Origin of the sequence: Nocardia sp. CDC153 (assembly GCF_035818515.1) — a bacterium.
Lineage (GTDB): Bacteria > Actinomycetota > Actinomycetes > Mycobacteriales > Mycobacteriaceae > Nocardia.
Genome location: NZ_JAYKYU010000002.1, coordinates 1,293,410 through 1,305,430 on the forward strand (window position 1 = coordinate 1,293,410; position 12,021 = coordinate 1,305,430).

The 12,021-nt window shown below is 67.9% G+C and carries 10 protein-coding genes; 2 read left to right on the forward strand and 8 right to left on the reverse strand.

Going from position 1 to position 12,021, the window contains the following annotated elements; genetic code table 11:
* Positions 1–37: 37 nt before the first annotated feature.
* A complete protein-coding gene (locus tag VMT65_RS14520) occupies positions 38–1,153 on the forward strand; it encodes an alcohol dehydrogenase catalytic domain-containing protein (protein WP_326308716.1) in 1,116 nt (371 codons plus the stop codon).
* A gap of 37 nt (positions 1,154–1,190) precedes the next feature.
* Here the strand turns inward: VMT65_RS14520 and VMT65_RS14525 are convergent, their stop codons facing one another.
* The 6 genes from VMT65_RS14525 to VMT65_RS14550 all read right to left on the reverse strand — a co-directional run bounded on the left by VMT65_RS14525 (position 1,191) and on the right by VMT65_RS14550 (position 9,266).
* Positions 1,191–1,868: a pyridoxamine 5'-phosphate oxidase family protein gene (locus VMT65_RS14525; RefSeq protein ID WP_326308717.1), complete on the reverse strand. Its 678-nt coding sequence runs from the start codon at positions 1,866–1,868 to the stop codon at positions 1,191–1,193.
* A gap of 75 nt (positions 1,869–1,943) precedes the next feature.
* A complete protein-coding gene (locus VMT65_RS14530) occupies positions 1,944–3,662 on the reverse strand; it encodes a serine/threonine-protein kinase (RefSeq protein WP_326308718.1) in 1,719 nt (572 codons plus the stop codon).
* 107 nt (positions 3,663–3,769) lie between these two features.
* Positions 3,770–5,110: a M16 family metallopeptidase gene (locus tag VMT65_RS14535; RefSeq protein ID WP_442790249.1), complete on the reverse strand. Its 1,341-nt coding sequence runs from the start codon at positions 5,108–5,110 to the stop codon at positions 3,770–3,772.
* Between the two features lie 85 nt (positions 5,111–5,195).
* Positions 5,196–7,457 carry a polyribonucleotide nucleotidyltransferase gene (locus tag VMT65_RS14540; RefSeq protein ID WP_326308719.1) on the reverse strand — a complete coding sequence of 754 codons (2,262 nt, stop codon included), beginning with the start codon at positions 7,455–7,457 and terminating at the stop codon, positions 5,196–5,198.
* A gap of 444 nt (positions 7,458–7,901) precedes the next feature.
* Positions 7,902–8,171 (reverse strand): 30S ribosomal protein S15, encoded by a 270-nt coding sequence (gene rpsO / locus VMT65_RS14545; RefSeq protein WP_326308720.1) that lies wholly within the window; start codon positions 8,169–8,171, stop codon positions 7,902–7,904.
* A gap of 138 nt (positions 8,172–8,309) precedes the next feature.
* The gene (locus VMT65_RS14550; RefSeq protein ID WP_326308721.1) at positions 8,310–9,266 is read right to left on the reverse strand and encodes a bifunctional riboflavin kinase/FAD synthetase; all 957 of its coding nucleotides are present in this window, start codon (positions 9,264–9,266) and stop codon (positions 8,310–8,312) included.
* 156 nt (positions 9,267–9,422) lie between these two features.
* Between VMT65_RS14550 and VMT65_RS14555 the strand changes: the two genes are divergently transcribed.
* Entirely contained in the window at positions 9,423–10,193 is a 771-nt protein-coding gene (locus VMT65_RS14555) for a metal-dependent transcriptional regulator (RefSeq protein ID WP_442790224.1), read from the forward strand.
* Between the two features lies 1 nt (position 10,194).
* Here the strand turns inward: VMT65_RS14555 and VMT65_RS14560 are convergent, their stop codons facing one another.
* Both VMT65_RS14560 and VMT65_RS14565 read right to left on the reverse strand, forming a co-directional pair.
* A complete protein-coding gene (locus tag VMT65_RS14560) occupies positions 10,195–11,094 on the reverse strand; it encodes an alpha/beta fold hydrolase (protein WP_326308723.1) in 900 nt (299 codons plus the stop codon).
* Positions 11,095–11,196: 102 nt separating this feature from the next.
* Positions 11,197–11,928, reverse strand: a complete 732-nt coding sequence (locus tag VMT65_RS14565) for an SDR family oxidoreductase (RefSeq protein ID WP_326308724.1) — start codon at positions 11,926–11,928, stop codon at positions 11,197–11,199.
* Positions 11,929–12,021: the final 93 nt, after the last annotated feature.

The window sequence follows — 12,021 nt, forward strand, 5'->3', positions numbered from 1 at the left end:
GCTGTCTGGGAAGGTTGCGTGGAGTACCGTCTGGCTCATGAGGATTCGTGGTGCCGTCCTGGAAGTCATCGGAGCGCAGACCCCGTTCGCGGAGTCGAAGCCGATCACCGTCGATGAGCTGGAGCTGGGTGAACCCGGTCCCGGTGAGCTGCTGGTCAAGATCGAGGCCGCCGGGCTGTGCCATTCGGATCTGTCCGTGGTCGACGGCAACCGGGTGCGGCCGGTGCCCATGCTGCTCGGGCACGAGGCCGCGGGCCGCATCGAGGCCATCGGCCCGGGGGACAGCGATCTGCGGGTGGGGCAGCGCGTGGTCATGACCTTCCTGCCCCGCTGCGGGCAGTGCGCGGGCTGCGCCACCGACGGGCGCACCCCCTGCGAACCCGGCAGCCTGTCCAACAACGCGGGCGAATTGCTCAGCGGCGGACGGCGATTGCTGCGTGACGGCGCGGAAGTCCATCACCACCTGGGTGTTTCGGCCTTCGCCACCCACGCGGTGGTGGATCGCCGCTCGGTCGTTCCCGTCGACGACGATGTGCCGCCGGAGGTCGCCGCCGTACTCGGCTGCGCGGTGCTGACCGGCGGTGGGGCACTGTTGAATTCGGCGAAACCCGGTCCGGACGACCGCATCATGGTGGTCGGTCTGGGCGGTGTCGGCATGGCCGCGGTGCTGGTGGCGGCCGCGCTGCGGTCCGGCACCGACCGCGAGGTGATCGCCGTCGACACCGTGCCCGAGAAGCTGAAGATCGCCACGGAACTGGGCGCGACCGCCGCCTACACCCCGCAGGAGATCGCCGCCGAGAACATCCAGGCCGAGGCCGTCATCGAAGCCGCGGGCAATATCCGCGCCTTCGAAACGGCGGTCGCCGCGACCGCCCCGGGCGGCGTGACGGTTACCGTCGGCCTCCCGGCCCCCGATGCCCGCGCCAGCATTTCGCCGCTGGCCCTGGTCGCGCAGGGCCGGGCCATCATCGGCAGTTACCTCGGCTCCGCCGTCCCCTCCCGCGACATCCCCGAATTCGTCCGCATGTGGCGCGAGGGCAAACTTCCCGTCGAACGCCTCGTCTCCTCTCATATCCAGCTCGAGGACATCAACGCGGCCATGGACGAGCTCGCCGCCGGTCACGCCCTGCGCCAGGTGATCGTCTTCGACTGACAAGACTCCGCGAGTACCACGGGCTCGAGCGGGAGGGCTAGCGGGCCGCCATTTCGTCCAGTCGCGCTCGCAGCGCCTCGTTCTCGCGGCGCAGTTGGTCGATCTCGGCGGTGAGGCGGTCGTGGTCGGTGGCGGCGGTGCGGCGCTCGAGGGCTACGGCCTCGTCGAGGCGGGCCTTGGTGAAGCGGGGGCGGATGTATTTGACGCAGTTCCAGTTGGTGGCTTCGACGGTGATGAGGATGGCGCGTTCGGCGATCTTCTGGATCGCGCCGGTGTAGGCGCTGGCGACCCGGTCGACCAGGTCCGGGTCATCGGCGCGTTCGACCATGCGGGCGCGGCCGTAGAGCTTGAGGCGTTCGCGGAGCGGGTAGTCGATGAAGAAGAGGGTGACGCGGTCGTTGGTGGTGAGGTTACCGACGGTGACGTATTGCTGATTGCCGGACAGGTCGGCGAAGGCGATGGTCCGGTCGTCGAGAACCTGGACGAAACCCGGTGGGCCGCCACGGTGTTGGATGTAGGGCCAGCCGTCGGGTGTGGTGGTGCCGAGGAAGAAGGAGTCGGCGGCTCGAATGAATCCCCGCTCGCGCAGCTCGAGCTCCTGGGGCTCATCGCGACCGTTCTCGAGCTGCGCACCGTAGTCCCGATAGCTCCCCGCGATTCGCTGTCGCTCCCGCGCCGCCTCCGAGAAGGCGATCCGCGCATACCGATTCGACATTGCGCTCCCTTCCACATCCCCTGCGAACGCGTTTTACAGTACGCCCGTACTGGATGGGAGGAGGTGCGGCGTTCGTCACTGCGGAGTGAGCGGCAGGGTTTTCCACCAGTCGACGATGCCGCTGGGGGTGGTGGGGTTGCCTCGGGTGTAGAGGAGGAATTTCTCGCGGGCCGGATCGTCGAAGAAGGAGGTGGCGAAGGCGGTGGAGGGAACGTCGATGGGGGCGTCGAAGCGGTGGTTGGTGTATTGCTTTGCGCCGCAGAACTCCTTGAAGGCGAGGTCCTCCAAAGTGGTTCCGGCGGGACGGATTCGGTGCGTCGCCGCGCGGGCGACGGCGGCGGAGCTGTAGGCGAACACGATGTATTCACGGACGTCGTGGTCGGCCGAGTATTGGCAGTCCCAGGCCGCGGACCAGCCCTCGAAGGCGATGGGCGGCAGGAAATCCCGGGTGTCGTGGTCGACCACGCGGCAGCTGGCGGCCGCGTAGCCCGAACCCAGTTCGGGGTTGCGGGGAACCAATCCCGGAAAGGCCGCACTGATTTCGCCGATCTCGGCGGCGGGCGACTTGGGTTTGGCGGTATTGCCGGACGGCGTCACCAGAAACACCGCGAGCCCCAGTGCGGCCGCGAGACACACACCCAGCAGCACCACGGCCCGTAACCCCAGGATCCACCGCCGACCGGTCGACGGCCGCGTTTTCGATTCCGAGACAGTCGCTTTCGGAAACCGATCACTGGGCGGACCCATGAGCGCCGGAATATCGGTGAGCCGACCCGAGCGCAACGCCACCGACTGCTGCGCGGACCGGCGCTGGACATGGGCACCCGACTGCAACGCTCGCGGATCCTGCCGAGGCCGCGGCCCCGTCGCGGTCCCCCGCCGATTCGCCGCGGCCGAATCCGCCCGGCGCACCGGCTTGTCCGGGGTTCGCTCCCGAATCGAGATGGTCGCCGAACCCACCGGATCCCCGACCGTCAAGGCCCGCCGCGCCGCCGCCGCGAATTCCGAACACGACGGGTACCGCGCATCCGGATCCTTGGCCAGCGCCCGCGCGAACACCGGGTCCAGCGCCGCGGGCAACCCCGGCCGCCGACTCCGCACCGGCGGCGGATTGTCGTAGAGGTGCGATTTCACGATCGCACCGAGATCCGATGCCGGAAACAGCGTGAATCCGGTCAACAATCGAAACAGCGTGCAGGCCAACGAATATTGATCCGACCGCGGCCCCACCGGATAATTCTGCAATTGCTCGGGCGAGGCGTAGGCCAGCGTCGCCATCACCGAACCGGACCCGGTGAGTCCCCCGGTGTCCTCCTGTAATCGGGCGATTCCGAAGTCGGTGAGCAGCACTCCCTCCTGCTGTTCCCGCGTCTCGCGCGCCAGCAGGATATTGGCGGGCTTCACATCCCGGTGCAGCACGCCCACCCGGTGCGCGTAATCGAGCGCGTCGGCCGTGGCGGCGACGATTTCCACGGCCTGCTCGGCCGTCATATCCGTCACCGCCTCGGCCTCGACGCCGTCGACGTATTGCATGGCGATCCATAGTCGCCCGTCCTCGACCCCCCGGTCGTAGACGGTGACCACGCCCGGGTGATTCAACCGCGCCGCCAGATCGGCCTCGCGCTCGAATCGCGCGTGAGTCTGGTTGTCGCCGTGGAATTCCGCGTTCAATACCTTGAGCGCGATCCATCGCGGCAGCCTGGGATGACGCGCCAAGTACACGGCGCCCATTCCGCCACGCCCGAGCTCGCGTTCGATCACATACCCGGCGAAGTTCTCACCTGGAGAAAGCACTGACCCCTCCCATTCCGGCGAGGTGATCATAGCCACAAACGGGCATACCTCACCGGCAACGGAAAACTACCGCCGGGTAGCGAATTCGCGGGCGGACCCGCGAATTCTCAGGGAACCAAACGACGTACGGCGACCGGCAGGTCACGCGTGCGCCGATACGGGCCCGCCACCGCGACGCCGAACGGGCGGGCGAGGAGGGTCGCGGCGATCTTGGAGACCTCGTCGGTGGTGACCTCGTCGATGCGGAGCAGGGTGTCGGAAACACTGCGGTGATTGCCGTAGCTGAGTTCCGAGCGGCCGATGCGGTTCATGCGCGAGCCGGAATCCTCGAGACCGAGCACCAGGCCGCCGCGCAGCGACCCCTTGGCACGGGCGCATTCGGCATCGGTGATGCCGTTGGCCGCGACGTCCTCGAGCACCCCGCGCGCCAAAGTGGCGACGTGGCCGAGGTTTTCGGGCTGGCAGCCGATGTAGACCGAGAACGCGCCGGTGTCGGCGAAGGTGTCGACGCTGGAGTACACCGAGTACGCCAGGCCGCGCTCCTCCCGAATCCGCTGGAACAGCCGCGAGCTCAGGCCGCCGCCCAGCACGGTGTTGAGCACCGACAGCGGCCAGCGCTTCTCACCCTCGTGGCGGCCGAAGGCCCGGGTGCCGAAGACCAGATGCGCCTGCTCGCTGTCGCGCTGCATGCGCAGCAGCTCCGGATTGCCGCGCGGCCGGAACTTGCCCTCGCGCCGGGGCGCGGGCTCGAGCCCGGGTTCGAGGCGATCGGCGAAGGCGCGGTACACCAATTCGACCACGTGGTCGTGCTCGATATTGCCCGCCACGGCCACCACCATGCGGTCGGGGCGGTAGCGGCGCAGATGGAACGAACGCAGCTGGTTGGCCTGCATGGACTCGATGGTCTCGATGCTGCCGATCACCGGACGCCCCACCGGATGATCGCCGAACAGCGCGGTGAGGAAGGCGTCGCCGACCATGTCCTCGGCGTCGTCGTCGCGCATGGAGATCTCCTCCAGCACCACCTGACGCTCGACCGCGACATCCTCGGCCCGGCACAGGCCGTTGAGCACCACGTCGGAGACGAGATCCACCGCCAGCGGCAGATCCTCGTCCAGCACGTGCGCGTAGTAGCAGGTCTGCTCCTTGGCGGTGAACGCGTTCAGTTCGCCGCCAACGGCATCCATGGCCTGCGCGATGTCCAGGGCCGAACGCGTGGGCGTCGCCTTGAACAGCAGATGCTCGAGGAAGTGCGCGGCACCGGCGACCGTCGGCCCCTCGTCGCGCGAGCCGACCCCGACCCACACGCCGACCGACGCCGACCGCACGCCCGGCACATGTTCGGTGACCACTCGTAGGCCGCCCGGCAGTACCGTGCGGCGGACGCCGATGTCCGTGGCGGGTGCCTCTTTTCGGTCGATCACCAGTGAAGAGCCCCCTTGCTCCAGATTCCGGAGCAAGGGGGCGGTGTCTGTCGCGGTGCGCGCGGACCCCGCGCGCACCGCGGACTGCTTCTTCGTCACAGAGAAATAATTACTCTGCGTTGGCCTCGACCGCAGCCGAGGCTTCGGAGTTGTCCGAATCCTCGTCGATCGGCACCAGCGAGATCTTGCCGCGGTTGTCGATATCGGCGATCTCGACGCGGATCTTGTCGCCCACGTTGACCACATCCTCGACCTTGGCGACGCGCTTGCCGTTGCCCAGCTTCGAGATGTGGACCAGACCGTCGCGGCCCGGCAGCAGCGAGACGAACGCGCCGAAGGCGGTGGTCTTGACGACCGTGCCCAGGAAGCGCTCGCCGACCTTCGGCAGCTGCGGGTTGGCGATGGCGTTGATCGCGTCGATCGCGGCCTGCGCCGACGGGCCGTCGGTCGCGCCGACGAACACGGTGCCGTCGTCCTCGATGGAGATGTTGGCGCCGGTGTCCTCGGTGATCTGGTTGATGACCTTGCCCTTGGGCCCGATCACCTCGCCGATCTTGTCGACCGGGATCTTGATGGCGGTGACACGCGGAGCGTAGGGGCTCATCTCGTCCGGGGTGGCGATGGCCTCGGCCATCACGTCCAGGATGGTGTAGCGAGCGTCCTTGGCCTGGTTCAGCGCACCGGCCAGCACCTGCGACGGGATGCCGTCGAGCTTGGTGTCCAGCTGCAGCGCGGTCACGAACTCGCGGGTGCCGGCGACCTTGAAGTCCATGTCGCCGAAGGCATCCTCGGCGCCCAGGATGTCGGTGAGGGCCACGTAGCGGACCTCGTCCTCACCCTTGTCGTTCTTCACGGTGTCGGACACCAGGCCCATGGCGATACCGGCGACGGGGGCCTTGAGCGGCACACCGGCGTTCAGCAGCGACAGGGTCGAGGCGCAGACCGAGCCCATCGAGGTGGAACCGTTGGAGCCCAACGCCTCCGAGACCTGACGGATGGCGTAGGGGAACTCCTCCTGCGACGGCAGCACCGGCACCAGCGCACGCTCGGCGAGCGCGCCGTGGCCGATCTCGCGGCGCTTGGGCGAGCCCACGCGGCCGGTCTCACCGGTGGAGAACGGCGGGAAGTTGTAGTGGTGCATGTAGCGCTTGGAGGTCTCCGGGCCGAGCGAGTCGACCTGCTGCGCCATCTTCACCATGTCGAGGGTGGTGACGCCCAGGATCTGGGTCTCGCCACGCTCGAACAGCGCCGAACCGTGGGCGCGGGGAACCACCGCGACCTCGGCGGACAGCGCGCGAATGTCGGCCAGGCCGCGGCCGTCGATGCGGAAGCTGTCGGTCAGAATGCGCTGGCGCACCAGCTTCTTGGTGACCGAGCGGAAGGCCGCGCCGATCTCCTTCTCGCGGCCCTCGAAGGACTCCGCGAGCTCGGAGAGCACCGAGAGCTTGATCTCGTCGATCTTCGCCTCGCGCTCCTGCTTGTCGGCGATGGACAGCGCCTCGTTCAGCTCACGCTTGGCGGTGCCCTCGACGGTCTCGTAGGCGTCCTGCTGGTACGGCAGGAAGATCGGGAACTCCTCGGTCGGCTTGGCGGCCAGGGTCGCCAGGTCCGACTGCGCCTTGCACAGGCGGGCGATGAACGGCTTGGCGGCCTCGAGGCCCTGCGCCACAACGGCTTCGGTCGGGGCCTGGGCGCCGTCGGCGACCAGCTCGATGACCTTCTCGGTGGCCTCGGCCTCGACCATCATGATGGCGACGTCACCGTCGACCACGCGGCCCGCGACGACCATGTCGAAGACAGCTCCTTCGAGCTGCTCGACGGTCGGGAACGCGACCCACTGGCCCTCGATCAGCGCGACGCGCACGCCGCCGACCGGGCCGGAGAACGGCAGACCCGCGATCTGGGTGGACGCCGAGGCGGCGTTGATCGCGACCACGTCGTAGAGATCCTTGGGATCCAGCGACATGACGGTCACGACGACCTGGATCTCGTTGCGCAGACCGTCGACGAACGACGGGCGCAGCGGCCGGTCGATCAGGCGGCAGGTCAGGATGGCGTCGGTGGAGGGGCGGCCCTCGCGACGGAAGAACGAGCCGGGGATGCGGCCCGCGGCGTACATGCGCTCTTCGACATCCACCGTGAGCGGGAAGAAGTCGAACTGGTCCTTGGGCTGCTTGGAGGCGGTGGTCGCCGACAGCAGCATGGTCTCGTCATCGAGGTAGGCGACCACGGAACCCGCGGCCTGCTTGGCCAGACGGCCGGTCTCGAAACGGATGGTGCGAGTTCCGTAGCTGCCGTTGTCGATCAGGGCGACGGACTCGAAAACGCCGGGCTCGACCTCGGCGGCGGAACTGGTCTGGGTGTCAGACATGTGTTTTATCTCAACCTCTCGTCTTCGCCGGTTGCTCGCACATTCCTCTCGTGCGATCCGGCTCGTCGGCCGTACCCGGCATGGGCGCGCGACAGCCCTCGTGGCTGCGGCACGCACACCCGGCCGGTACCCCCTTGGGTACGGCGACGCGGAGGCGGTCATCGATCGAAGCCCTCCGGGCGCGCATGGTTCATCTCAATCTCGCGCCCCGAAAAGCCACTACCGAAGACCGACGCCACGCGACGGGTGCATACGGCTTCTGTTGGCGTATACACGTCTCGACCTCCCCCTCGTGGGGATTTCGGACACATATACGAAAGGCCAACGAGGAGATTCTATGCCTCCTCGTTGGCCGGTTCGTCAACTACCTCTGCTGTACGAGGTGTGTCACCTCGGTCACTGAGGTTCCCGCGCCCTCTGCTGGCAGAGGTTTCGGCACTGAAATCAGCGACGCAGGCCGAGACGCTCGATCAGCGAACGGTAACGCTCGATGTCCTTCTCCTGGAGGTACTTCGAGAGCCGCTTGCGACGACCGATCAGCGCCATCAGACCGTGGCGGGTGTGGTGGTCGTGCTTGTGCTTCTTGAGGTGCTCGGTGATGTCGGCGATGCGCTTGGACAGCAGCGCGATCTGGGCCTCCGGGGAACCGGTGTCCTTCTCGTGCACGCCGTACTCGGCGAGGATCGCCTTCTTCTGCTCAGTGGTCAGAGCCACGAATCACTCCTGTGTTTCAGTCCGCGCTCCAAAAGGTGGGTCCCAACTCTCGGGACTCTCAGGGGCAAGCCCCTGAAACCCCGAATGAGAGGTTGGGATGGGCGCCGCCGCGGACCGCAGCAAACCCGACGGACCAGCTTACAGGTCCTCGGAGGTGAGGACTTTTCGGGCCTGGTCCACGTCCTTGCCGATGGCCTCGACCAGGTCGTCGATGGATTCGAATTTGCGCATGCCGCGCAGCTGTTCGACGAAGTCGACGGCCACCCGCTTGCCGTAGAGGTCGCCGTCGAAATCGAGCAGGTGCGGCTCGACGGTGCGGTTGCGGCCGTCGAAGGTGGGGTTGGTGCCGACGGAGATGGCGGCCATATGGCGCTGGCCGGTGAATTCGTCGCCGGGTTCGAGGACGGTGAACCAGCCCGCGTAGACGCCGTCGGCGGGAATCGCGGCGTGCATGGTCGGGGCCACATTGGCGGTCGGGAAGCCCAGGCCCTTGCCGCGGCCGTCGCCGTGTACGACCACGCCCTCGACGCGGTGCGGGCGGCCCAGCGCCTCGGCGGCCGCGCTCACATCGCCCTCGCTCAGGCAGCCGCGAATATAGGTGGAGGAGAAGGTGACGGCGTGCTCGCCGAGCAGCTGCACACCGTCGACGTCGAAGCCGTACTGGGCGCCGAGCTCGCGCATGGTGTCGAGGGTGCCCGCGGCCTGCTTGCCGAAGGTGAAGTTGTCGCCGACGACGACCTCGGACACGTGCAGGCGGTCGACGAGCAGGTTCTGGACGTATTCCTCGGGGGTGAGCTTCATGAACTCGCGCGTGAACGGCATGACCACGAACACGTCGATGCCGAGTTCCTCGACCAGTTCCGCGCGCCGGTCCAGCGTGGACAGCTGGGCGGGATGCGAACCCGGCCGCACCACCTCGAGCGGGTGCGGGTCGAAGGTCATGAGCACCGACGGAACACCGCGCACCGCAGCCGATTTCACCGCGCGGCTGATCAGCTGGGCATGCCCGCGGTGCACGCCGTCGAACACCCCGATCGTGAGGACACACCGGCCCCAGTCCGCGGGCATCTCCTCGAGGCTTCGCCATCTCTGCACACCGGAAGCCTACTGAAAGCGCGGATCGGACAATATTCGGCGGTGCGGATCTTCACGGGCGGAAGCACGCCCGTCACCGTGCGTTCACCGGGCCACCGCCCTTGGGTCCGGCGGCCCCTACCAGCGAGCGCGCCGATGTGTGAAACCGCGACAGGTGTGCCTAAGCTCGGGTACGTGCCCGGAAAACGAGACATCGCCACCCGCCGCGAGCTGGCCGATCCGTCCGCACCTTCCGAGACCGTTGGCAAGACCGCGACTGTCGCCCCGGTGCTCTCCTCGGTCGCCCAGGACTATTTGAAAGTGATCTGGACCGCGCAGGAGTGGTCGCAGGAGAAGGTGTCGACCAAGCTGCTGGCGGAGAAGATCGGCGTGTCGGCGTCGACGGTGTCCGAGGCGGTGCGCAAGCTCGCCGATCAGGGGTTGGTCGAGCACGCGCGGTACGGGGCCATCACATTGACCGAGGACGGCCGCCGCGCCGCCATCGCCATGGTGCGCCGGCATCGGCTCATCGAGACCTTCCTGGTCAATGAGCTCGGCTACGGCTGGGACGAGGTGCACGACGAGGCCGAGGTGCTCGAGCACGCGGTCTCCGAGACGCTGGTGGAGCGCATCGACGCCAAACTCGGCCACCCCGACCGGGATCCGCACGGGGACCCGATTCCGTCGGTGGACGGCGCGGTACCGACTCCCCCGGCCCGGCAGCTCAGTGATTTCGACGCGGGCGAAGCCGGGCGGGTGGCAAGGATTTCCGACTCCGATCCGGCCATGCTGCGCTACTTCGATTCCCTCGGCATCGCCCTGGACACCCCGATCGCGGTGATCGAGCGCCGCGACTTCGCGGGGACGATCGCGGTGCGGGTGCAGGAGCGGACCATCGACCTCGGCAGCATTGCCGCCGAGGCCATCTGGTTGAGCGACGCGCACTAGCTCAGGCGCGGTTCTGCTCCGCCTCGGCGACGAGCGCGGCGATCTCATCGGCGAACGCGGAGAACAACTCCGGGGGCAGGCTGTGGCCGAGGCCCGGGTAGGTGACCAGGCGCGCGCCCGGAATCGCCGCGGCGGTGGCCCGGCCGCCGCTGACGTCGATCATCGGATCGTCGAGTCCGTGGATCACCAGGGTCGGCACGCGCAGGGTCGCGAGCTGGTCCGTGCGGTCGGTCTCCGAGGCCAGCACCGCCAGGAAATGGCGCATCATCGCCGACTCGTCCACGCCCCGGTCGTAGGCGCGGCCCGCCCGGTCGGCCACCGCGGCCTCGTCGAACGCGAAGCCGGGTGAACCGACCGCCCGGATATTGCGGACCTGCCAGGCGATATAGCCGTCGCGATCCCGCGGCCACCGGCCCGCCGACCCGAGTACGCCCGGTTTCGGTTGTCCCACAGCGGGATTGCCCGTCGTGGCGGACATCGAGGTCAGCGAGCGCACCCGGTCCGGATATTCGATGGCGACGGTCTGGGCGATCATCCCGCCCATGGACAGTCCGACCAGGTGCGCGCCGCCGATCTCGAGCGCGTCCAGCAGCCCGACCGTGTCGGCGGCCATATCGGAGAGGTTGTAGGCGGCCGAGGACGCGTCCCCGGCCATGGCCGCGACGACATCGGGCTCCGGCGCATCGGACATCCACGTCGAGCGCCCGGTGTCGCGGGAGTCGAAGCGGATGACCCGCAGTCCGCGCCCGGCCAATTCGGCACAGAACTCCTCGGGCCAATGGATCATCTGCGCCGCCCCGCCCATGATCAGCAGCACCGGCGGGTCGCCGGGCTCGCCGAATTCCTCGTATGCGATGTCCAGCCGCGCCGGTCCAACCCCGGATGCCATTCGCTCGGTCATGACTCCCCTTCCACAGTCCGCTTCGACCAGCGATTATGGGTCCGCTCCGGGGTCTTGCGGCAAGTGCCCACACCCGATATACGTTGAAGTGGGGGAAGGACTTCAGACCAGGCGGTGGCCGCCGTCCACGTGCAGCACCGTGCCGGTGACGAACTCGCTGCGCAGGAGTGAGAGCACCACCGTCGCAACATCTTCCGGCCGCCCCAGGCGACGGGCGGGCAGCTTCTCGGCCATGGCGGCCAGCCGCTGCTCCTTGTCCTCCCACGGCATGTTGTCCCAGATCCCGGTCAGCACCCAGCCCGGTGAGACGGCGTTGACGCGAATCGGGGCCAATTCCACCGCAAGTGCCCTTGCCAGGCCCTCGAGCGCGGCATTGATCGAGGCGACCATGGCCCCGCCCGCCGCCGGTCGGTAGGCCGCGATTCCGGAGATGAAGGTCAGTGAACCGGTGGGCGCGAGCCGTGCGTGCTTGGCCAGCAGCATGTTTCCGATCAGTTTGGTCTGCAGGAAGCCGCTGGCGTGGCTGAAGTCGAATTCGGTGATGGGCCCGTAGGACCCGGCCAGATCCGCCGCCGTGGAGATGACGTGGTCGACCGTCCCTACCGTCTCGAACAGCCGCGACACCTGTTCCTCATCGGTGATATCCGCCGCGATGGCCGTCAGTTTCCCATCCCCGAGCTCCCGCACCGCATCGGCCAGCCGCTGCTCCGACCGCCCGACAATGATCACCTCGTAACCCGCACCGAGCAGCGCGTCCGCAATGGCCTGCCCCATCCCGGAGCCGCCACCTACCACTACCGCACGTCCAGCCTGCGCAATTCCGTTGTCTGTCATGCCATTCAGCCAACCGCCCCCGTGGCTCGCGGTCCACGACGCACGGCCTAAGGCCCATGAGGCCCGGCCTAACAGCCCATGCCAGGGTGCCAA